The sequence below is a fragment of the Lysinibacillus sp. FW301-JW8 genome (assembly GCF_058788755.1).
Genome location: NZ_JBYTBB010000025.1, coordinates 8,216 through 32,277 on the forward strand (window position 1 = coordinate 8,216; position 24,062 = coordinate 32,277).

Here is a 24,062-nt window from a genome sequence, read left to right on the forward strand (position 1 = left end):
TCCGCTACGGTTGTACCGCCATTTGCATCAAAGGCTACTGTATATTCATTTGGTGTCCATTTTGCATATAGCGTTGTATCTACTGTTATTTCTTCATTGTCAAATTTCCACTTTGTCTGGAAATCTTCTTCCTTGTACCAACCCGCAAATATATGCCCTGTTTTTGTTGGCGGTGCTGGCTCTGTTACTTTTTGTTGGTGCACTATAGTTTGATCCGCTACGGTTGTACCGCCATTTGCATCAAAGGCTACTGTATATTCATTTGGTGTCCATTTTGCATATAGCGTTGTATCTGCCGTTACTTCATCATTGTCAAAATCCCATAGGTTATTACTAGTTGTATCCGCTTCTTTATACCAGCCAACAAAGCCATGCCCCGTCTTTGTTGAAGGTTGAGGTACTGTTACCTTACCATTAGGCACAATACTTTGCTGGTCTATCACTGTTCCGCCATTCGTGTCAAATGTAACTCTATAGGAATACTTCGCATAAATCGTCATTTTGTTGGAAACTATATTATCCCAAGGCAAGATGAAATCTTGATCTGTAAACCAGCCAATATAGGGAATAGAGTTCTGTTGCTGATAATTAAATGCATTAAACGCTATAGAGGATAATGTACCTTCAAATTCTACTTTACTTAACTGATTATTAAAAAATGCATTGTTGCCAATTGATGTTACATTGCTAGGAATCGTTACATTGCTTAGCTGATTGTGCTGAAATGCTGAATTGCCAATTGACTTTACACTATTGGGAATTATCACATTTGTTAACTGATTATATTGAAATGCTAATTTTCCAATCGATGTCACACCATTAGGAATCGTTACATTGCTTAATTGATTGTATTGAAATGCTGAATCGCCAATTGATTTCACGCTATCGGGAATCGTTATATCGCTGAGTTCATTCTTCTGAAATGTCTCTTCTTTAATCGCTGTCACACTATCTGGAATTACAACACTTTCTAAGTAGTTATCACGAAATGCTCCTTCACCAATAGAATTCACGCTATTGGCAATATCCACAAGGACTAACTCATTATCAGCAAATGCATAGGGTCCAATTGATGTCACACTGTTAGGAATATCAACGTTCGTTAATTTATTAGCACCAAATGCAATTTGTTCAATTGTTTTCACAGTATTTGGGATTGTCACACTTCTTAAGTTTTTACTTCTAAATGCATTCTCTCCAATCGCAGTCACTGTTTTCCCACCTAATATTTTCGGAACGACAATATCCTCAGGAGCTGTACCAATATAACCAGTAATGGTGACACTCACATAATCGGGATTGTCAGTATAAGTAAATGGTGTCCATTCTGCGTAAATCGCTATCGGCTGAGGGACTGTTCTATCCCAAGGTTCGGTAAAATTCTGATCTGTAAACCAACCAAGGAAGCCAGTAGCACCTTCTTGGCGGTTAAAAGAGCTTGCATCAATGGATGGCACTGCCCCCTCAAATGTCACGTTTGTTAATCTATTCAAAGTAAACACACCTTCTCCAATTGAAGTCACACTATCAGGAATAGTCACACTTGTTAAATAATTGGATTGAAATGCGTACATTTTAATTGATGTTACACTGTTAGGAATATCCACACTTGTTAATTTATTATTAGAAAATGCCGTGTGCCCAATTGTCACCACTCCATATGGAATATCTACACTTGCTAACTCGTTGTCAGCAAATGCTCCTGTTCCGATTAACGTTACGCTATTAGGAATTTCCACATGCGTTAACTGGTTGTTAGAAAATGCATTATTTCCAATTTCCTTCACACCATTTGGGATTGTCACACTTGTTAACCCTTTATTTGAAAAGGCTGCCGTTTCAATAGCAAATGTTTCAACCCCAATCTTCGTCACAGACTTGCCACCTAACGTATCTGGAATATCAACATGCCCTCCTGCACCTGTATAACCTGTAATCGTCACCGTATTATCACCATTATCCTCATAACGAAAATAACCATCCGTTTGAGTCACAGCTAGGGCAGGTAGACTACTAAATGGTGATAAGAGTAAAAAAACTATCATTAGTAATAAACTACTTTTCCTCAAAAAAACACTCCTTTCTTAGAAATAGTTTTTTGGCGATTTTATGCTATTTACTTTCATTTCTCTGTGAAAGCTATTACCATAGTCAAATCATCGCTTCAAAAAAAGGCTACCATATGCCAATGAAAGAAAAATGAAAGAATCTAAAAAAGGCTAGGTACTCAACGTTATAGGAGTACCTAGCTCGAATATTTTCTATAAAGCATCTGCATGGCTGCTGTTGGTTGAAGATTAAACTCTTGCTGCATAATCTGTACATATTGTTGATAGTGATTATGAAGGGCATACAAATCCCCCATTACTCCGTATATATTGAGCAAAAGCTGATTCGCCTCTTCGTCAAATACATCACGTTTCAGTACTCTTTTAACTACTTCCAGAGCTTCTGACTGGCGTTCACAGGTCAATAACCAGTCAGCAAGACGCTTAGCAAAAGAGGCGTACATTAAGGTTATACTCTCCTGTTCTAAGGCTGCCCATGAAAAAGACTGCCCCTCAAATAACTCACCCACAACTTGTTTCTCTAGCTCTAATGCAACAGACTCATTTTCATTATTTATTTGAGTGAGCAGCCCTGCACCTTGCTCAAATTGAATAAAATCCACATCCACATTACTTAGCTCTAGGCGATATTTTTCCTGTCCTGAAATCATATTCTCCTTAAAGCCATGTGTACTTAATGCTTTTCTAAGTTGATAAACTGCCGTATTCAAATAGATTTCAGCATTTTTCAAAGGCATCTCTGGAAATATATCGTCTATTACTTTCATTTTTCCAACACTTCTACCTCTATTTACGAGTAAGTAGACAAAAAGCTCCTTACTTTTTTTGGATCTCCATTTCACTTCTCCCTGCTGAGAACTGCTAACTTCAAGACATCCGAAAGTTTGAACTTTGAGACGATTTAGTACCGGGCTATTGACGTTAGAAGAACTATGGCGTCTGTTAAATGCTCTCGTTATTGTTTGAGCCAATCTACTTTTCGAAATGGGCTTCATCATATAATCCAGCGGATAGACATCATAGGCTTGTATCGCATAATCTGCGTGTGAAGTAGTAAAGACAATATCTAAATCCGTGTTAGCTGATCGCAAGTTTCGAGCTAATTCTATGCCATTCTTATCTGCTATCTCAATATCCAAAAACGCAAGATCCACATCATGCTTACAAAGAAAGGTAAATGCCTCTTCCATTTGCTGAAAACTCCCAACAAGTTCGATACCTTCTATGCTAGATAACATGCGTTTCATTGTTAGCAACATAATAGGCTCATCATCTACAATAAGAACCTTCACCGCTCCCTCCCCCTCTCAAAGTAAAGTAAAATACACTTCCTTGACCTTTTATACTTTCTGCCCACATGCTCTCACCACTTAACTGCACAAATTGCTTACTGACTAGCAACCCAAGACCTGCCCCTTTCTCGCCCGCTGTGCCGATTGACGAATATATCTGATTTTCTTTAAATAGTCGCTCTCTCTGCTCATTATCCATTCCAACGCCGTTATCACGAATAGATACAATCACCATATCCCCAGAGTATTGAGCGTCGACTTGTATATTGCCTCCTACTTGAGTAAACTTGATCGCATTAGACAATAAATTTCGAATAACGAGTAACACCACTTCTCGATCAGCGAATACATAAGTATCCTTTACAATATTATTTGTTATATGTAAGCTCTTCACTCCGCTATGAATGGCTAATAACTGATGGCATTCTTCCACAATCTCTGATAGCTCCAATAATTGTGGGTAAAACACAACATCTTCTCGTTGACTGCGGAACCATTCTAGTAAATTGTTCGACATTCCAAGTGTATGCCGGATTTGCTCTCCAAGTTTTATGATAATTTCCTGATGTTCTGCGCCGAAACTGCCAAGGTCTTCCTCTAGCAGCTCTATTAACTGATATTGCATGGCTAACGGGCTGCGTATATCATGCGATACCACAGTAAAAAGCTGGTCTTTAAGTTTATTAAGATGAGCAATTTTCTCCAGATGTCCCTGTTGCTCCGTGATATCAATGATCAGCGAAACACTACCTTGTCCTTGTTCACCCAGTGTGCGTAATGGATAAACATTCACTCGGTATATTTTCTTTTCATTACTCAGCCAAACATTAATATCTACACTACCTTGCTGTAGTGACTGCGATAAGCTATACCATTCTGGCCATTGTTTTAATAGTTGTGAAATCGGTTTATCGTAAAAAGCGGAATAACCTAATTGTGCAAAAAACTGAACAGCCTTTTGATTTCCCTCAATAATTTTTCCAGAGGCATTCATAATGACAATGCATTCTGGGAAGCTATCAAACACAATATTTTTAGCAATAGGAACGATAGAAAAAAATTTGGTTTTTAAAATAATTAAAATAATAATCATACCTGTCATAGCACAAAAAACCGACAATGTTCCTAACCATGTCGACCATTGGGGTTGAGAAAATCGAATAATCTCAAAAATCAATGGGAGTGAGCACAACAGCAAAACCACTATTCCTGGTCTACGAAAATCATTACGAATCGACCATATATATCTAAATAGCAAATAGATACATACAGCTAGACTACTATAGCAAAAAATGTTAAAAACATTAGCATAAATAGTCCGAATCCTCATTAACCGACCATCGACTAACTCATTCGTATAGTAAACAATATGCAAATACGGATCGAACCATATTAACAATATCCAGATGATAAATATCGAAAAAAGTGGAATTTCCCATTGAATTTTTTTCACTTTCTGATGACTTATTAATCTGTAGACAAACAATATAAAGAACGGTACCATCATACAAAGTGATGTCTGTTGTATATTACGAAAAATAATCATTTCTGTTAATAAATAACTACTTTTTTCCAAAATGACACTACTGGCGAAAATTATTCGGCATACAACCAAGCCTATAAGATAGATAATCCCTCGCACTTTCCTAAATCGATATAGGGTAAACAAAATAATCCCCATCATAATGATCGAAATTATCATTAAAATAAGTTCAATGCTAAAAATCATGAAGGAACCTCTCCTAAACTACTTTACCAAGAATGAATTCTATTAAATCAATTACGCTCCAACGTAATTGGCTCACTCGAAAAGCTTCTATTCAAAATCCGTGACATTAGCCAGGGACTTAATCTTGATTCAGTAGGCATAGATAAAAAACCGCATTCACCACGTCTCTAAAGAGGTGAAAGTATTCTGTACCTTGATGAATCAAAATTAAAGCATTAATTCACGCATTATTACTTTTTTATTCCAAGTTTATCAAATCGATATTACCCTTGCCATCTTTTTCTAAGTTTCTTCCCTTGCCCCATACAGCTTATATAGAAAGAAGAATTCTAGTAACTTCTTCAATTAAACAACAATTCCACTTTACTAACTAAATATGTATCACTTTGTCTCGCTATATTCTTTTCATCTTCTAAGACAATTTCAAGTCTTAAGAACTATTTTTTTATTGGATATATGGTAAATAATTGGACGGAATTTCATTTTATTTAATCACTTGCATGGTATTGCTAATGAAAGTATGCTATGGTATGATTTCCTTAACTTTTAAGAAATGGAGGTATTTCTAACGATGGCACAACGTTCCCATAATTTGAACCGTTAATTAAATACGTTCAAAACTTTGCCTGCTGTGCAGAGTAAATGGGATTGGTCTGCCTTTTAGGAATATCTTTATTTTACGTTTATGTAAAAAAGAGGGCCTTTTTGACCCTCTTTTTTGTTGTCTATAAATAGTGACTTGAACATCTATTGGTATCTGTTCTACATGGATATTGAATGGTCTTAATGTCCTTCAAGACACATGTAGGATTTCTTGCCCCTCAAATTAAGACTGTTCATCATATATTCACACACTTCCCACTTACACTTAGCACAGGCAAAAACCTGTGTTTTTTTATCTTCACTTATTAAAAACACATACTTTGCAAGAAATTTATGAAGAAAGGAACTAATTTTTATGACACATTCAGATGTACAATCAATGGAACATTGGAAAAGGAATATTACCCTATTTTTAAGTAGTCAAACCATTTCACTTTTTGGTTCATCTCTCGTACAGTATGCCATTACTTGGTATATTACATTAACAACACAATCAGGTATGATGATGACGATTTCGATTATTTGTGGCTTCTTACCTACATTCTTCCTCTCACCTATTGCTGGTGTTTGGGCTGACCGTTACAATCGAAAATGGTTAATTATTTTAGCAGATGGCATGATCGCTCTTTCTACTCTTATTTTAGCAATTCTATTTTTAATGGGGCATGATTCACTATGGCTACTCTTTGTTATTTCTGCCATTCGTGCTATTGGTGCAGGAATTCAAACACCAGCTGTAGGCGCCATACTGCCACAAATTGTCCCAGAAGATAAATTGATGAAGATTAATGGAACAAACAGCAGTATTCAAGCTTTTGTGATGATTATCTCTCCTATGGCTAGCGGGGCATTATTAACAAAAGCTTCGATAGAGTCTATTTTCTTTATTGACGTCATCACCGCTGCAATTGCTATTAGTACATTGCTTGTATTTTTACACATCCCAGCGCATGCAAAGGCAGCTCAACAACAAACGACTGGCTATTTTGATGATATGAAAAAAGGCTTTAAATATATTAAAAACCACGACTTCCTAAAAAGCTTATTCATGTTCTTTGCATTTTTCATGATTTTAGCTGCACCTGCAGCATTTTTAACGCCTCTTCAAGTAACACGCAGCTTTGGCAATGATGTCTGGCGTTTAACAGCTATCGAAATTACCTTCGCGGTTGGTATGCTCATTGGTGGCATCTTTATGGCCTCATGGGGTGGTTTTAAAAATAAAGTACACACAATGACATTTGCAACTCTTTTGTTTGGTGTTTGTACGTTTGTTCTCGGTATTATTCCAGAGTTTTGGCTGTATCTAGTCTTTATGGGAATAACAGGAATGGCAATGCCTATCTTTAATACGCCCGCTACTGTTTTACTTCAAGAAAAAGTTGAAGGAGATTTTTTAGGAAGAGTTTTCGGCGTACTTGGAATGATTTCTACCTCCATGATGCCATTAGGAATGCTTATCTTTGGTCCTATTGCTGATATAATCGCGATTGAATGGTTACTTATCGGTACAGGAATATTATTATTTATCCAAGGATTTTTCCTTCTTGCCAGTAAAGTTTTAATAGTAGCCGGCAAACCCACTTCCAAGGATATGGATGTTTAACTATAGAATACTTCAGCCACAGCTAAACGCTATCCATAAAAGGACAGGCTATGCTTCTTGTTTGATGTTAAGGCTATCTCTTTTTAACCAAAAATGAATAAAAAGTGAAAGGCAGAAACGTTGTTAAATCAACATTTCTGCCTTTTCAATTTCATGTAATTTTACTCCAAATGGGACCTATAAGACTGCCTCTTTTTGTCTATAACCATTTCTCGATACAATAAATTTTTTGTGCAGTAGCATCTAATCTTACTTTTTTCCCAATGGCAATTGGATGCATTGGATGTGTATGACAAATATCAACCTCCGCTAGAATAGGGATATACGTTCCAACCAGTTGCTCAAGTAGTATCTCATATGGTTTGCGCATAGTTCCTAAATCATCATAACATTCATGCTTACCTAAAATAATGCCACTTATTTGAACGCGGGAATATGCATTGACAGATGCAGGTGCTGAAGGTGAAAAAATACCGATATTAATAGGGCTGGTGTTATTTACTAAATTCATATCGTCTCTCTTTTTCATTTTATGGTTTAAAGTGCGTACTATTTTCTCTTATTCCCAATTAACAATGTGATTTGTGCCATGGTAAATGGTAATGAGGATTTCTTTCTATACGCTACATACTTTGGTACCCAAAAATCTGCATACTTTAATTTGAAGTTTTTTAATCCTTTAAAATGATAGAAGTGCTGTCCATGTAAAAATATTTGTGCAGCTATTTTCTCACTTAAAAAAGAATATCTGGACTGTCCGACATTTGATAAAGGCGACATTCCCATATTAAAGACACGATAGCCCTCTGCTTTTGCCCATTCAAATAATGATAAAAAAATGAAATCCATTGTCCCAGATGGTGATCCCGGCTTAAAACGCATAAGATCTACTGAAACTCTTTCGCCATTATCATACATTGGCATAATACTAGCAAAGCCAAACGTACCTTCTGCTCCGCGTAAAACCGCAATGTTAGAGGTGCTTAAATAGTGTTCATCAAAAAAACCAAGCGAAAAACCTTTCTCCGCTCTCCCCTGCAACCATTTTGTTGATACCTTTTGCAAATCTTTCATGACTTCCTGAGAGTATGGAGGGCTTAGTATTTCCACTATATAATTTTCTCGTTCAAATTTATTTTTTATCGCTCGACTTCCCTTCATTTCTTTACCTGTGAATGTAAATTCCTCCAAGTCTACAAAGGCTTCCTCACCGAGCTTAAAAAAGCTGTAGCCATACTCATGTAAAGCAGAAAAAATCTTATTGTTAATTTCATAAAAAACTGGTGTATAACCGTGTTTATCAGCCAATTCCAAAAACTCCTGGATAGCAGATAAAAAATCAGATTCATTTCCTACTGGGTCTCCAAGGACTATAATCTTATCCGCATAGATTTGATAGGAGAATAAAACCGTACCTTTTTTATTCCAATGTACAAATTTATCATGCAAAAAAATTAAATGTGAATACTCGGTCCCTTTGTAGGTCATCAAATGATTTCTGATGGCATCCTCTTGCTCTTTAGACAAAAGCCTTATCATTTTCTTAGGTGCTCGGATAAAATAACCTATATAAAAAATAACAATGGCGATAAGAATGCCGATTATAGCACTATAAAAAAGGTCTTGATAATCGGTTATAATATAATCCTGAAGGGCACTAGGAAAATGAATTTTGGCAGAAGGTAAGTTTACATAACCAATCAACACATACATTGCTGTAATGATTGTCACTATTGCAAGATCAAGTATGGCGATTCCCCATGTCAAAACATAGCTTTCTCGATAAAATTGCTTTTTGGACACCATTAATAACGCTGCAACAATCATTAAGAAAATGGCTTCCTCATAATCCAGACCCTTAAAAATAGAAAACAACGCTGAACTACTTAGCACAACGATGGTAAGCTGGTATGCCCTCTTTACTTTATATTTTATCCCCCTACATAATCCTAAAAGTATAAAGCCTGCTGCCACCGTCATTTGATGAGAGACATTCATAATTGGTGAGGATAAAAACTCCTGGGCAATTTTTAGGCGACTTAAAACCCCCGGCATTGCAGCAGATAACAATAAAATAATGCCAGAGATAAACACCAATATTGTTAATAGCATGTGGCTAAGCTTCTGAAAAATTATATTGGGTAAGTCATCCCAAGATTGATTCCAGCGAATCCAATATTCCTTAATAAATAAAAGAGAGGAAACCAAAAATGGTAGCACGAAGTAGCCAACACGGTACAAAATTAATAGAAAGAGCACTTTTTCATCTGCGATTCCAATACTTTGTGTTCCCCATAAAAAAACGAGATCAAATGAACCGACTCCACCAGGTATCATACTGACTATTCCTGCACTAGAGGCAATTAAAAAAATAGGAATTAACGCAGATAATTCTATTGGAATCTTTAAAATAAACGTTAATATCCAAATCACCAAAAATACAGCAAGCCACTCAGCTACTGAAGTTATCATTAACTGAAGTGATATATTTGGCTTTAAAGAACTTTCCTTTTTATAGCGAATAATATGCATGACCAAAAAAGCTGGTACATAAAGGCTAACAAGAATAACTGCAATCGATAACCAACGCTCTTCCTTTAGCAAAGGGAAATCCCAAAAGAATATATACATAATCCAGGTTAGCAGAGAAATCCCTGTTAAATAAAAAAGTGTTGCCGTGGCAATATTTTTTAGCAAGCCTTCCTTATCCTCTTTATATTTGGAATAGAAGTAATTACGTAAAAATATACCGACTAGACCACCAAAGCCAATAAGATTTGAAAATGTATTTACGATAAATGAATGATTGAGCAAATTACGTTTATTGATGTTGATTCCTAATATTTTTGCTAATATAACATCATAAAAAATCATTGGTGTAATCGCAAAAAAGGTGATGAGAAAAATTAATAAAAGCTCCCATAGCTGTAGCTCATTCAGTTCTTTTCGCAGTAAATGAACATCGACACCACTCACTGATTGTTGAATTTCATAAATAGCTATCGCCAAAAGTACTATTGGAAATAAAATCTTCAAAAATTTCAATAGTCCCTCTTTTCGAACATTAAACATATGCCAAACCTACTCCCCATAAGCTTTCTTAAATCTTTAAATTACCTGCACTAGAAATTAGCTCTATTTTTAAAGGTAAATGACTATTTCCCTATTGTAACGTATTCTCTGCTATATGTATCGTCAAAGCTAGGAACTACTATTCACGCTAAATTGAACAATTTTACCATAGTGCTCAACTTATACCTTGGGGATTTCCTACCTTATAGCCAAAAGAAAAAGATCATTTTCATTCATCTATATTATAGAGAAGTAAAAATGACCATATTTAATACGGACAAAAGTTATACAATTTTCCCTAATTCATAAACAGCTTGTTCATGTCCAAATCTTTCTAATACCTGTACCTTGTGCATCCCTACTTTTTCAAGTAAACGACAGGATGCGATGTTAGCTGTTTGTGTTTCTGCTACTAAATGCGGTAAATTCAGAATATTCAATCCGTAATTTATAACATCTGTTAGTACTTCATATGCATATCCTTGCCCCCAATACTGTGGTAAAAATTGATATGAAAGCTCATATGCGTCTTTGTCATGATATTCATCTATGGAGACAAGCCCTATGAATTCATCCGTTGTCCTTAACGAAATATAAAAATATGTATTGGGAAATGGGGCTTCTAGCATTCCTCTAAATGAAGCTTCGATGTAGCTTTCTTTTGGGACTCCTCCCAGATAGACTCTGACATTTACATTTGAATAGAGTGCATTTATCGCATAGTAGTGCTCCAGCTTTAAATGCTCAATTGTACAGTTTTCTGTCAACCTTTTCATTTCATAAACTCCCTTGTTTTTACCAAAGTTTAATACAACCATTAAAGGGAAATCAATTAATATTTAACAAAATATAGGTTGATAAGGTAATTTATTTCTTTTAAATATAATATCGATGAATTGGACGTCCTACGCTTCCATATTGTATATCTACTTTTAATAGATTTTGCTTTTCTAAAAAGTCTAAATAGCGTCTAGCTGTAACACGTGCTGTACCTATATAAGTAGATACCTCCTCCGCAGATACTGCTCCGCCGCTTTCTTGAATATATGCAAGCACCTTATCTAAGGTAGCTCGATTAAACCCTTTTGGCAGTTCTTCTATAATAATTGTATCCATTCCTGTTGAAACTGCAACTTGCTCGGGAAGACGTTGTTGCATTAAATGATCGACATCATGTTGAGTTAAATCCTGCATATCGCTTATTTTCTTTCTGTAGTTTTGATAATTTTTTAAAGTCTGCTCAATTCTCTCAAAGGTAAAAGGCTTCATAATATAATCATAGACACCTAAGTGTAAAATACGCTGCACAGTGGGCATATCGTTCGCAGCGGTGACAGCGATTACATCAACAGGAAGATGCTCCTCTCGAATTTTCCCTAACGTAATAATGCCGTCTTGCTCTGGCATAAAAATATCCATAAAGATAAGCTCTGGGGTTAATTGCCTAATCTTTTGAATTCCCTCAATACCATTGCTAGCATAGCCGATTAATGAAAAACCCTTGATTTGCTCAATAAATTGCCTATTCACTTCTCGTACCATTGGATCATCTTCAATTAGTAAGACATTTATTACATCCATCTATTCTTCTCCCAACTCAAATAAGATTAAGAAACTTGTTCCTTTCATAAATTCACTCACTACTTCAATTTCTCCATTACCTTTTCTTACAATTTCATGGATTAAATGCAAGCCAATGCCTCGATTTTCACTAGCCTTTGTCGAAAATCCATTTTCAAACATACGAGCCTGTACCTCTTTGGCCATACCAATACCATTATCAGAAACTGCTATCGCTAATACACCATCATGCTCATCTACAGAGATAGCGACATATTTATCATCCTTTGAAAGGACATTTAAAGCCTCAAAGGCATTTTCTATTAAATTTCCGAGTAAAACAACAAAATCATGATGATCTAATAGAGGGGGAAAACGTTTAAAATGACTTTTTCGATCAATCTCAACTTCAATTCCTAGTTCTTTGCCATAGCTTACCTTACTCAATAATAAACCTGAAATATTTTCATTATGAAAGCGTTCATTCAAAAACTTTGTTAAAGAAGCTTCATTTTCAGTAGTGGCTGTAACATATTCAAGTGCTTGCTTTGTATGTCCCAATTGCAGAAGTCCTGCAATCGTATGAAGTTTATTTTTATGCTCATGGGTTTGCACACGTAGTGCTTGAACAAAGGCTTTTACACCTGTGACTTCTTCCGCAAGCTTTTTTACGGCTGTTAAATCCTTAAACATGGCAACTGCACCAACTAGCTCATTATTCACAATAATTGGTACACGATTGCTTAAAATACTATGATGATTAATGTAAAGCTCTTGATCATAAACAGGTGTTGCAGTTTCAACAATTTCAGGCAGACGGGTATCAGGCAAAACATCATAAATCTTTTGACCAATACAGTCCTCTATATTCCTAGTCACGCCTAATATGTCAGCCGCTTTTTCATTAAAAATGGTAATATTCATTTCCTTATCAACCGCTATTATTCCCTCATGCATTGCATTAAAGGTTTCTGTTCTTTCCACATACATCTTGGCAATTTCATGAGGTTCAAGTCCAAACATTTGTTTTTTAATATGTCGTCCAAGTGTATATGCACCCAAAATACTGAAAATCAGCGATATAACAATTGTTATAACAATTTCTCGCTCATAACTTTGCAACATTTCTAGCAATGTTGGTAGTGAATAGCCAACTACTACTATGCCTACCTGTTCTTTTTTGTCATTAATAATCGGAACAAAAGCACGTATCATGACACCTGATTCTCCACGTGCTTTCGATACATAATAATGCTCACTAAATGCTGCATTCAGATCCTGCGACTCACTTCGTCGTCCTAATTCCTTACTTACTGGATGGGATAGTTTAATACGCTCCATATTCATCACAACAATATACTCTGCCTTATTAATCACCCTAATACCATCTACAATTTTATTGATATTTTTTGCGGCTTCTTTCATATTGTCATTTTTCAAATGTACACTCAGCTCTGGTACATTTGATACAGTTCGTGCAACAAGCATTGCACGCTGACCAAAATCTTTTTCTTGCTCAGATAATAAGTTACCGAGTACAAAAATACCACCTAGTAAAAAGGAGAGTGCAATGATTAAAAATGTCACTAACAGTATCTTGCCGTTTACAGGCATTTTCATCATTAAAAATTCCTTCCCTTCAAATCTGCATTCTCATAAACAGTAGCACACCATATTGATGATATGTTTTTAAGATTATCTGCAAAAAATTCTTTTGACAACTCCTTTAGTCGACATAAGTAGGAGAAAATATTGAACTTAATGAACAAAATTACAAGTAATTGATATAAAACAAATTTTTTTATCACTTTATATTTTTGTATTATAACAATAATTAATTAACAATAGCGTACCATAACAGTGAAAGATATTGAAAACACTACATTTATATGTGAATGTAAACGAATGTACTTAATGAACGATATGTTTCTTATTTTCTAAACCTCTTTTTTTAAAAAGTATTCGCTATGATATTTCTAGTGAAAACGATATCAAAAAGAAAATTTAGAAAAGAGGTAGCATAAAATGAAATTACTGAAAAATTTGACTGTTCAGGTTATAGTGGCTATCATCCTTGGGATAATTGTTGGAGCAATTTTCCCTGAGTTTGGTGCCAGCTTAAAAATCCTAGCAGATCTATTCATTAAGTTAATTAAGATGTTAATTGCCCCTATTATCTTCTTAACAGTGGTTATTGGAATCGGTAGTATGGGAGATATGAAAAAGGTTGGGAAAATTGGGGGTAAGGCATTACTTTACTTCGAAATAGTATCCACAATTGCCCTAGCAATAGGAATTGCTGTTGCTTTAATCGTTAGTCCTGGTACAGGTTTGGATACATCAGGTGCATCTGAAGCCGATATTTCCAAATATACAACCGCTGCGGCTGAAACTGAGCAAGGCTTGGGTGCATTCATTTCTAGTATTATTCCAGAAAATGTTGTAGGTGCACTAGCAACTGGTCAATTATTACCTGTTCTATTCTCTGCAATTTTATTTGGCTTAGCGGCTGCCTCAATTGGAGCACCTGCAAAACCAGTAATCACCTTCTTTGAGCAGGTGGCAGAGATATTCTTCAAAATCGTAAGTATGGTTATGAAAATATCCCCAATCGGAGCTTTTGGTGCGATGGCCTATACGATTGGAAATTTCGGTTTAAAATCATTAGGTAATCTAGGTCTATTAATGGCCGCAGTGTATATTACAATGTTTTTATTTGTTGTCTTTATTTTAGGTGCCATTGCAAAATTCTTTGGATTTAATATCTTTAAATTTATCGCGTACATCAAAGATGAGATTTTCTTAGTTATCGGTACATCCTCCTCTGAATCAGCTTTACCGTCTATGATGCGAAAGCTTGAAAATTTCGGTTGCTCGAAGCAGGTTGTAGGTTTAGTCGTTCCTACTGGATACTCCTTTAATCTTGATGGGACTTCCATCTACCTATCAATGGCTGCATTGTTTATAGCACAAGCATATGGAATGGACCTCACTTGGATTCAAATCATTACACTACTTGGAATTTTAATGATTACTTCTAAGGGTGCAGCGGGTGTAACAGGTTCAGGTTTTATCACATTAGCAGCGACTTTAGCTGCCTTCCCAATGATTCCAGTGGAAGGAATAGCACTTTTAATCGGTGTTGATCGCTTTATGTCTGAGGCTCGTGCTGTAACAAATTTAATTGGTAATGGTGTAGCCTGTGTGGTAGTGTCAAAATCTGAAAAAGAGTTTGATACAGCTATGCAAGAACGTGCACTTCAAGGAAAGACCACTATTGTATCCTAAGAAAAAAGGGTAGTGATGACAGCCAATGCTGTTTCACTACCCTCTTAATTTCCCATATTGTTCAAGTAAAAGCTGCGTACTTGTGGATTGCTCAAGTGCTTTCTCCTCGTTTGCCCAATATATTAAATATTGCTGATTGCCCACATGAAAAACCATTTGCTGTAGCTCTTCGCTTAGTTCAGAGCTAATGGCTACCTTTAGAATATCTACCTCATATAGCGTTTTATCTTTTATTTTGTAAACAATCCGATAGGCTGGTTTCTCTTCAAAGATGGCTCTTTCTTTTTTGCTCAAATCCCTAACATGACTTAGCGGATATTTTTCACGATTGGTTGTTGCGTCCTCACCTGTTAAGCGAATGATCGATTGCTCTCCTTTAAAAAGCTCGATGCTATCAATTTGTGATGCTTGATCCAAAATCGCTGAGATGGCTGCTTCCTTATTTTTTTCTCGAAACTGCATGGTAAACGCAACAGTTAGTATAATTGCTGCTAAAATGACTAATCTCCATCTACGTTTGTTCATTGGACACTACCCATTCAATGCCTTTTTCACAAAGCGGTTAATGTCTACATCAGCCCCAATGACAAGCATAATATCCCCTAGTAAAATTTTGTCACTAGCTTGTGGTGAGACGATTATATCAGGGCCACGCTTGATGCCAACAATGTTAATACCATATTTAGCACGAATATCCAAATCCATAATGGAGTAGCCTGCAATTGCATCATTTGCCTTTAACTCCATAATTGAGTGTTCATCTGAAAGCTCCAAATAATCAAGAACTGTATTGGATAGCATATTATTGGCAATCCGTATCCCCATATCACGCTCAGGGTGAACAACAAAATCAGCACCAATTTTGCGTAGTACCTTTTCATGATAGTCATTTTGAGCCTTGACTGTAATTTGTTGAACACCAATTTCCTTTAAAATAATAGTTGTTAAAATACTGGCCTGGATATCTTCACCAATTGCAACGATTACATGCTCAAAATTACGAATACCTAATGAATTTAGGACCGACTCATCTGTCGAATCCGCGATAACAGCCTGAGTGGCAATGGAAGCAAATTCATCTACACGCTCCGAAGAATGATCAATTGCCATAACCTGTGCACCCTGACTCATTAACTCGCGAACAATACTTCCCCCAAAACGTCCAAGCCCAATAACAGCAAACTCTTTTTTCATCATAAAAAATCCCTCCGAAAACTACTATATCATTATTGTAACGTATTCTTGGTTATATGTATCGTCAAAGAAAGTTTCAATTCGTCACTAGGGGAGGGGGTTGGTTGAAAGCGTTAAAATATAATTCTTGTTTTAATTAATTTTCGCTCAAGGGTACTGCACTTATTGCTCTGTTGCATGTCTTTTTTGCTCAGGTAGGTGCTCTTTTTGATCAGTATCAGCACTTTTTTGCTCTGGTCTACACTCTTTTTGATCAGCTTCGGCTATTTTTCGCTCAGACCTACACTCTTTTTGATCAGCTCCAGCACTTTTCCGCTCTTGTCTACACTCTTTTTGATCAGCTTCGGCTATTTTTCGCTCTGCCCTACACTCTTTTTGATCAGCTTCGGCTATTTTTCGCTCTGGCCTATACTCTTTTTGATCCGCTCCAGCACTTTTCCGCTCTGGCCTACACTCTTTTTGATCGGCTTCGGCTATTTTTCGCTCTGCCCTACACTCTTTTTGATCAGCTTCCGCTATTTTTCGCTCAGACCTACACTCTTTTTGATCAGCTCCAGCACTTTTCCGCTCTGGTCAACACTCTTTTTGATCCGCTCCAGCTTTTTTCCGCTCTGATCTACACTTTTTTTGATCCGCTCCAGCACTTTTCCGTTCTGCTCAACCCTCTTTTTGATCAGCATTAGCATTTTTTCTCTCTATTCAACCCGCTTTCTGATCTGCCCATCACCTTTCCAATCAGGCCGCTCCTTTTTGCTTAGCTTCAACCCTTTTCCAATCAAATTACAAACTAATTTATGTCCAATAATCCCTTACCACTTATTTTCTTCGCAAAAAATGCAAAAAAAGACGAGAATTTAAATTATTCTCGTCTTTTCATAGTGTTGAAAAACTAAATGGTCAAGGGACTCTTTGTGAACACTCCTAAGTCAAATGAAGGTGATCTCCGTTCCAGGCTACTCGCTTTCCTGTGGGCGAGCGACGAGCCGCTTCCTGCGCTGACGCTCCGTGCAGGGTCTCGTCTGTCTCGCTATCCCACGGGAGTCGAGTAGCCTTGCACTCCAATCATCAATAGTGTAGAACTTTAAATATTTTCTTCCTTCAAAAGAAAAGTAAAAGCATGTTACTCACCATCATTAAATGGATACAATAGTGACACAATTCTATAGTTGTTGTCCTGCATTTTATGGATAAAACCACTTTGACTTTACATAAAGCTACTCATTGCTGTCACTCTGTTTTCGCATAAAAAAATATTATCAAAGCTCCACTATTGGCAAAATAGTATTGGTTAAGACTTCATTTTATCACTACACATTTATGTGAAATGCCAATAGAAAATACGATGAGCAACGGTTGATTGGAGTGTAGACTGAGTGACTCCTCGGGGATTCAGCGTCACAGATGAGACCCTGGAGCGAGCAACGCGAGTGAAGCGGCTCATCGGACGCCCCCAGGAAAGCACTCAGTCGGAACGGAGATCAACCCCTCGTTTTGAAAAAGGGCTATACTTTTTAATTTGTCACCTTGATTTCATTGACATAATAGTATTTCAACAACATGAAAAATTCCTAGTTATTTATTTTCATAAATAGCTAGGAATTTTTTCTTTTCCCCTGTAAATTTTCTTCACTCTAGCTTGTTTCATTTCAATCAAAAAGCTTTCGAGAAAATATTTCCTAATTTTTTTCACAAGATAAAACTTTTTGTAATGGAAATACGTCTAATAATTGGTAACACTAGTTGAACAAAAGGAGATATGTTGATGAGAAAACCACTTAGAAAAACTTGGATGATTGCTTCTGCACTTACATTAGGAATGGCTGTTTTCACACCACTTCAAGCTGGAGCAACATCTCAGGAAACAGCAAAAGATGTGACGATCCAAATCGAACAGCAAATTAAGGGAACTATTAAAAATATTGTAGGAGATGGGATCAATGTAAAAGGCAAAGACGGTAAAAACTACTTTATTGGTTTTCACAAATTTTCTGATGAGCAAATTGAAAAAATGAATTTAGTCGAAGGTCAGGAAATTACCGTAGAAGGAAGTGTATTAAAGGATTATACTGAGTTCTACACATTTGATATTTATAAAAAAGGCTTACCTAAAGAGGTAACAGCTGAAGATTTAAAGAAATTGGAAAACATCTTTACTGAAATCAAAAAGTTAGAAAAAGAAGAGAACTATGATGAAGTTGAAAAGATGTATGCTGCAATGGATAAAATCACAAAGCCTTATATATTAGCAAGTTGGCAGCCAGTATCCTTTGAGCAATATTTAGATGAATATGGATTTAGTGAGAAAAATATTGTTATTAAGGTTAGTGAGAAAAAACAATTAAAAGGCTTTTATGAAGAGTGGGTAAAGCTTGAAAAAGCAGGTAAAGAAGATAAAGCTCAAGAAAAAATGGATGAATTTTATAAAATCTTGCAACCATATTTAGATGAGCTATATCCACCAACTCCTTTTGATGAATATATGGCGAGTATGGAAGTAGACATCTCTGCTGAAGTTATGACAAAACTAAAAGCAATTTATGAAAAGGCTCAAAAGGCAGATAAAGACAACAATTATGAGCAATCTGATCAACTATGGGGAGAATTCTATGAAGTCATTAATCCATATTTTAAGCCAATTCCGTTTGAGGATTTTATCGCTGACTTTGATTTTGAAATCCGTACAGCAGATAAAAAGCAATTAAAACTACTATATGAAGAAGCAACTGCTCTTGATAAAGATGGAAAACAGGAGCAGTCTGAAGCAAAATGGGATGCTTTATACAAAATATTAGATCCCTACTTCCTAGAAAATAAAGAAATTTTAATCTCCGCTTCAAAGCTTACTTTTAAAGGCCAAACATATCTTCCGCAATAGATATATGAAAGGGGGAAATCTCTAATGTCAGATTTCCCCCTTTTGTTTTAAAGTGTAGACTATTACTGTATTAGCCCCATAGCCAGTAACATCGTTGTAAATTTCGCAGAGATTTCATTATATTCACTATCCTGCTCAGAGCTACTGACAATGCCTGCCCCTGCAAATAATGTTATATCCCTTTGATTGATTTCAGCACAGCGAATCGTGATGACCCATTCCCCATCTCCATTCTGATCCATATACCCAACAATTCCAGTATAATAGCCTCTATTAAAGGGCTCCATTTTCTGTATAAATTCTAATGAAGGTTTTTGTGGTGCCCCACAGATAGCTGGTGTGGGATGTAATAGCTGCGCTAAATCCAATACAGTCGTAGTATCATTTCTTATTTTTCCCTTAATAACAGTGGATAAATGCATCATTGTATCTGTATAAAGAATAGCTGGTTTTTCATTGTACTCTATTTCACCTAAATAGGGTTGCAATTTCTCACAAATATAATCCACGACAATTTTATGCTCATGTAAATCTTTTTCAGCATGTAGCAGCTCATTCTCAATAGCTTTATCTTTTACCATATCACAGGTTTTTTTGCGTGAACCAGCTAATGGATTTATCGTTACAATATTCCCTTCCTTTTTCACAAGTAGCTCTGGGCTAGCGCCAATCAGATTTTGAGTGTTGTCCAGGGCAATAGAAAAAATATAGCCTTGTTTATTTTTGTGTAGTAAATTTGTTAACCATGCTGTGATTGGTGGTTCAGCTTGTAAACGATATTTTAATGATCTTGCAAGAACAACCTTGCTAAATTGTTGCTTATGAATGGAATGTAATGCTTCTTGAACCATTCCGTTAAATTGAGATCTGCTAGGTAAATCAATGCTGTCCTCTATTGACAAGAACTGAGGTGTAGCCTGTAAATCATCAATCAAATTTGAGTGATGGTAATTCTCAATGGTATCTGGAATAATAATCGTTGCTTTACTACGTTGATCAAATGGGATAGCTCCAATAATCATCGGTGCTTTATATTGCTTTTGAAGTGCCCTAATTTCTTCTGTAAGCGCTGTAGAATCATTATTGGTTAATTGAAATTTTTTTTGTTTCCCATTGAATACCAATAATCTTTCAGGCGTCTTCAAAAAGGTATCATTGTTGTTAAAATGATAAAGGATGTCAGATAGTTTTATTTTTTCCATAGTCTTCACCTTACTTAGATAAAATGATTATGCTTTAAATTCTTGTATTATCAGATCTTCTGTGATGTGTACAACATTTAAATTCATCTCTTGACTACAAATAAGAGATAGACGATAAAGGTCATCAACTATTATGGAATGCCAAAATACATCCTTTAATGTTGGCTTTATTTGCTGATTATCTATACTTATTTCTGTTAATTTCATATGTAATCCCATACCCATCATTTTGGAATAAGCTTCTTTTAGGGTCCATATTGTATAAAAATAATCTAGCTTTTCTTCCTTTAATCGAATTTCATTAAAATGAGCAATTTCTTTTTTATTCATAAAAAAATCAATACAATCAAAATCTATAGGCTTGATCCTTTCAATATCGATGCCGATAAAACTGCAAGTTGAAACGGCACCAGCTAGATATTGTCCCGAGTGAGATATATTAAAATGGACATCTGGCACATGGACAAATGGCTTGCCATATGGACCATATTGAAATTGAACATCAGTTAATCCTGCTTCTTTTAATAGAAGAAAGCGTTTAAAAAGGTCGGAATTATGTGTGTTAACATGTTCTGTTCTATATAAATAAACTTTTAATTGATTGCAATTGGTCATTTTACTCTTTCACTGCCTTGCATAATAGTATCCTCTAAGCTTTGCAAATAAGAATCCTCTATTTCATAAAGGAAAAAGTGCCCTCCCTGAAATTTTTGAAGCATAAAGTCATGATTCGTCACCTCTTGCCATCTGCCTAGGTCTGTGGCAGAAAGATCTGGGTCCTCCTCACCAAAATGAGCAATAATAGGCGTATTCAATTTCTGTTCCTTGTAGCAAAGAGATTCATGTAAGCAGTAGTCATTTTTGATGGATGGGATGATAAAATTAAGAAACTCTTGATTCTTTAAAAGCAACGATGGTGTTCCACCAAGTCGATGTAACTCGTCTATTAAATTCTGATCAGGCATCGAAGAATGATATTTATCCTTGCCCTGACAATGAGGTGCTTGACGACTCGCAGCGACTAAAAATTGGAGCTGTGTGTTAGTTTTTGTTTCAAGATAGTGCGCCACTTCAAATGCAATTGCGGCGCCCATACTATGACCGAATAATACTACCTTTTTATTAACTGAAATATGTGTAATTGCCTGAGCTATTTTGACACTTACTTCTTCTATGTTTAAAATCGGCTCTTCACTTATTCGTGTTGCCTTCCCGGGTAGTTCGACACTATACATATTTACTTGTGTGCATTTACTTACCCACTCTTTATAGTTTGAGGCTGATCCTCCTGCATGATGAAAACAAAATACATTGACATCACTACGATTATCGCGTAAGAATGGAAACCATATTTTCGAATTCATTTCAGTTTCCTCCTTTCATTTTTTCTAAAACAAATAATCGTTGTCCTAGTGGATATAATTTATGTCCCTTATCAGGTTGTCTTGAAATACACCTGAATCCCACCTCATTAAATATTTCCAGCCATTGAGCTGTCGTTAAAAAAGTAGATGATGTTTCCACTCTTTTATCATTCGCAGGCTCCATCATAAAGACTTGTGAAATTAACATTTGTATGGATTCACCATCTGCTTCTGTTAATATAACTAAGCCATCTTTTTTTAATAGTGATTGGAGCATCAATAATATTTCTTTAGTATTTTTCACATTATTTAACACACCAGCAGCTAAAATCATATCCTGAGAATTATTCTCAACAAAGGATATATCCCCCCTATCTTCTATATCTATTTTCATAAATTCTAGCCATTGAATATGCTGCAATGATTTTTTTGCTTCATTAATAAAATAATTTGAAATATCACTAAATAAATAGCAGCTCATGTTATTTTGTAGCTGATTTTTAACAATGCTATCAATGACCTCTGTAGTAGTTGCACCAGTTCCGGCCCCAATTTCTAAGATATTTACTTTATCCTTTATTGCAATCTGTGCGGTAACTATGCTGGCGACTTCTTTATTCAGAAAATAAGCAATCATTGTATCCTTATATAAGGATCTAGCTACATCCATCTCACCCTCTTGAAAAAGTAGCTGGACAGCAGATTGCTTACCCGTTATTAAATCTCCTAGAAGTTTAGCGTGTCTATAAAAGTAATTTATGACATTGGCAGGCATCAATTGATCTGACCATACTGATTTAAGCTCTTGCCATGCTCTCTCTACCTCTTCAGAAGTCAACACTGGATAATTTAATACAAAGCCTGTATTTAGACAAATAAGATAACCATGATTAGTAAGTGCCCTTAACCATCTTGTAAGAATAAATTGAAATCTATCAGCGATTTGGAGAGCATGAGAAATTTCATCAGCATGATATATTCTGTTCTTTGAAGTGAATATATTGTTTTTCTGGAGCTCAAGTAGAATCGTTTTTAAACAAACCTCATTAAAATTTGTAACAGCCTGTTGAACACCATCCAATGTTAACTGCTTATAGCGTGCTTCCATAGATTCTTCTTTCCGAAGCTGTAGTTTTATATCCTCAATATTTAAAAATGATTGAGGTACTCGCTCACAATCATTTGGATAACCTAAGGCATTCGTTATTCCACTCCATAGCTGTGCAGCTTGAAGCATCTGTTGCCCTTCTTTTCCCATCTCGATTGAATTCATGTCATGGGTAATCCAATTTGCTAATCTCTCAAGATCGTATAAAATGGCGGAAGGCCAGGTCTTTGTCAGAATGTCTTTAAATGTAGCATTATTATTTGATGCAAAATCCTCTATCACCGAGCTAGTGAGTGAGAGGGAGGCTTCCTGTTCCAATTTTCTAGGAACTAGCGAAATATTAGGGATTTGCATTCTAGGTGTCCATATTACGGGACCATTCGTATCAAAAAGAGTCAATTTACCACTATCGAACCCTAATGTAATATGATGCATTAAATGCATATAACTATCTGAGACCACAACATCTACTTGATTTTGTGCTCGTATCGTTGTAGGAATATCTTTTAGCATGGCGGAAAGCAATTGAAACGGCATATTGCCAGTAATCACATCCTTTACTTCCCAGGGCTGAACATTACCAAGTAATTTTGTTAAGATATGAGCTAGTGGAAATGAAACCTGGGTTGCCATATCGATATTCAAATATAAAGGCTTTTCCTTCTGCATTATAGTTTGAGCAGCTTCTATAAATTTATTGACAAAGGGTAAATTGCCATATAAATCTCCTACCATAAACTTTACACGCTGTTGTTTTGCCATGCGGTAACAGTCGATTAAATTTTGATAATGTACTGGCTGTTCTAATAATACATGAATGCCCCTTTTCATGAACGTTATTGCAAGTTCTGTACCCGGACCTCCCATCACGCTTGTAGAAACAACAATGCAAGCAATATCAATGTCATGAGGTATGTCCTCAATATCCGTATATAAATTTGTCTCGTATACACTGGCACATTGTTTTGACCTTTGACTGCCCTGCGCAAGAATCCCTGCTAGTTCAAAAAGTGGTGAAAGCTGGATAGCCTCTAAATAAAATTGGCCAAATCTTGTGCCGCATACAAGTACACGTAACTTTTGAGTCACTACTGTATCAC

Annotated in this window: 17 protein-coding genes and 1 pseudogene; 4 read left to right on the forward strand and 14 right to left on the reverse strand. The window is 35.9% G+C overall.

Going from position 1 to position 24,062, the window contains the following annotated elements; genetic code table 11:
- The 3 genes from AC3WOM_RS11870 to AC3WOM_RS11880 form a co-directional block, all read right to left on the reverse strand.
- Nucleotides 1-2,069, reverse strand: a 2,069-nt coding sequence (locus AC3WOM_RS11870; RefSeq protein ID WP_492446923.1) for a leucine-rich repeat protein, incomplete at its 3' end; no start/stop codon positions are given.
- 176 nt (nucleotides 2,070-2,245) lie between these two features.
- A complete protein-coding gene (locus AC3WOM_RS11875; RefSeq protein ID WP_492446925.1) occupies nucleotides 2,246-3,361 on the reverse strand; it encodes a response regulator in 1,116 nt (371 codons plus the stop codon).
- Nucleotides 3,339-5,090, reverse strand: a complete 1,752-nt coding sequence (locus tag AC3WOM_RS11880; RefSeq protein ID WP_492446927.1) for an ATP-binding protein — start codon at nucleotides 5,088-5,090, stop codon at nucleotides 3,339-3,341. The genes AC3WOM_RS11875 and AC3WOM_RS11880 overlap by 23 nt, the downstream gene beginning before the upstream one ends.
- A gap of 982 nt (nucleotides 5,091-6,072) precedes the next feature.
- Here AC3WOM_RS11880 and AC3WOM_RS11885 point away from each other — a divergent pair.
- Nucleotides 6,073-7,299, forward strand: a complete 1,227-nt coding sequence (locus tag AC3WOM_RS11885; RefSeq protein WP_492447001.1) for an MFS transporter — start codon at nucleotides 6,073-6,075, stop codon at nucleotides 7,297-7,299.
- A gap of 199 nt (nucleotides 7,300-7,498) precedes the next feature.
- Here AC3WOM_RS11885 and AC3WOM_RS11890 read toward each other — a convergent pair.
- The 5 genes and pseudogenes from AC3WOM_RS11890 to AC3WOM_RS11910 form a co-directional block, all read right to left on the reverse strand.
- Nucleotides 7,499-7,723, reverse strand: a pseudogene (locus AC3WOM_RS11890) (LD-carboxypeptidase); the annotation flags it as partial.
- Nucleotides 7,724-7,848: 125 nt separating this feature from the next.
- Nucleotides 7,849-10,371 (reverse strand): bifunctional lysylphosphatidylglycerol flippase/synthetase MprF, encoded by a 2,523-nt coding sequence (gene mprF, locus AC3WOM_RS11895; protein ID WP_492446929.1) that lies wholly within the window; start codon nucleotides 10,369-10,371, stop codon nucleotides 7,849-7,851.
- A 284-nt stretch (nucleotides 10,372-10,655) separates the two neighbouring features.
- The gene (locus tag AC3WOM_RS11900; protein WP_492446931.1) at nucleotides 10,656-11,147 is read right to left on the reverse strand and encodes a GNAT family N-acetyltransferase; all 492 of its coding nucleotides are present in this window, start codon (nucleotides 11,145-11,147) and stop codon (nucleotides 10,656-10,658) included.
- Between the two features lie 100 nt (nucleotides 11,148-11,247).
- On the reverse strand, nucleotides 11,248-11,952 hold the full coding sequence (locus AC3WOM_RS11905; RefSeq protein WP_492446933.1) for a response regulator: 705 nt from the start codon (nucleotides 11,950-11,952) through the stop codon (nucleotides 11,248-11,250).
- A complete protein-coding gene (locus tag AC3WOM_RS11910; protein ID WP_492446935.1) occupies nucleotides 11,953-13,554 on the reverse strand; it encodes an ATP-binding protein in 1,602 nt (533 codons plus the stop codon).
- 402 nt (nucleotides 13,555-13,956) lie between these two features.
- On the opposite strand from AC3WOM_RS11910, the gene AC3WOM_RS11915 reads away from it, so the two are divergent.
- Nucleotides 13,957-15,219 (forward strand): dicarboxylate/amino acid:cation symporter, encoded by a 1,263-nt coding sequence (locus tag AC3WOM_RS11915; RefSeq protein WP_492446937.1) that lies wholly within the window; start codon nucleotides 13,957-13,959, stop codon nucleotides 15,217-15,219.
- Between the two features lie 36 nt (nucleotides 15,220-15,255).
- On the opposite strand, the gene AC3WOM_RS11920 is transcribed toward AC3WOM_RS11915, so the two are convergent.
- Nucleotides 15,256-15,744 (reverse strand): hypothetical protein, encoded by a 489-nt coding sequence (locus AC3WOM_RS11920; protein ID WP_492446939.1) that lies wholly within the window; start codon nucleotides 15,742-15,744, stop codon nucleotides 15,256-15,258.
- Nucleotides 15,745-15,750: 6 nt separating this feature from the next.
- Nucleotides 15,751-16,413, reverse strand: a complete 663-nt coding sequence (locus AC3WOM_RS11925) for a potassium channel family protein (protein WP_054770830.1) — start codon at nucleotides 16,411-16,413, stop codon at nucleotides 15,751-15,753.
- Nucleotides 16,414-16,586: 173 nt separating this feature from the next.
- Between AC3WOM_RS11925 and AC3WOM_RS11930 the strand changes: the two genes are divergently transcribed.
- Nucleotides 16,587-17,096 carry a hypothetical protein gene (locus AC3WOM_RS11930; protein WP_492446941.1) on the forward strand — a complete coding sequence of 170 codons (510 nt, stop codon included), beginning with the start codon at nucleotides 16,587-16,589 and terminating at the stop codon, nucleotides 17,094-17,096.
- Nucleotides 17,097-18,175: 1,079 nt separating this feature from the next.
- Entirely contained in the window at nucleotides 18,176-19,288 is a 1,113-nt protein-coding gene (locus tag AC3WOM_RS11935) for a hypothetical protein (protein WP_492446943.1), read from the forward strand.
- Nucleotides 19,289-19,350: 62 nt separating this feature from the next.
- On the opposite strand, the gene AC3WOM_RS11940 is transcribed toward AC3WOM_RS11935, so the two are convergent.
- The 4 genes from AC3WOM_RS11940 to AC3WOM_RS11955 are packed head-to-tail and all read right to left on the reverse strand — an operon-like array spanning nucleotide 19,351 to nucleotide 24,051.
- Nucleotides 19,351-20,490 carry an isochorismate synthase gene (locus tag AC3WOM_RS11940; RefSeq protein ID WP_492446944.1) on the reverse strand — a complete coding sequence of 380 codons (1,140 nt, stop codon included), beginning with the start codon at nucleotides 20,488-20,490 and terminating at the stop codon, nucleotides 19,351-19,353.
- A gap of 27 nt (nucleotides 20,491-20,517) precedes the next feature.
- Nucleotides 20,518-21,105, reverse strand: a complete 588-nt coding sequence (locus AC3WOM_RS11945; protein ID WP_427538107.1) for a 4'-phosphopantetheinyl transferase family protein — start codon at nucleotides 21,103-21,105, stop codon at nucleotides 20,518-20,520.
- Complete coding sequence (locus AC3WOM_RS11950) at nucleotides 21,102-21,854, reverse strand: thioesterase II family protein (protein ID WP_492446946.1); 753 nt, start codon at nucleotides 21,852-21,854, stop codon at nucleotides 21,102-21,104. The genes AC3WOM_RS11945 and AC3WOM_RS11950 overlap by 4 nt, the downstream gene beginning before the upstream one ends.
- Before the next feature lies 1 nt (nucleotide 21,855).
- Nucleotides 21,856-24,051 (reverse strand): Gfo/Idh/MocA family oxidoreductase, encoded by a 2,196-nt coding sequence (locus AC3WOM_RS11955; RefSeq protein WP_492446948.1) that lies wholly within the window; start codon nucleotides 24,049-24,051, stop codon nucleotides 21,856-21,858.
- Nucleotides 24,052-24,062: the final 11 nt, after the last annotated feature.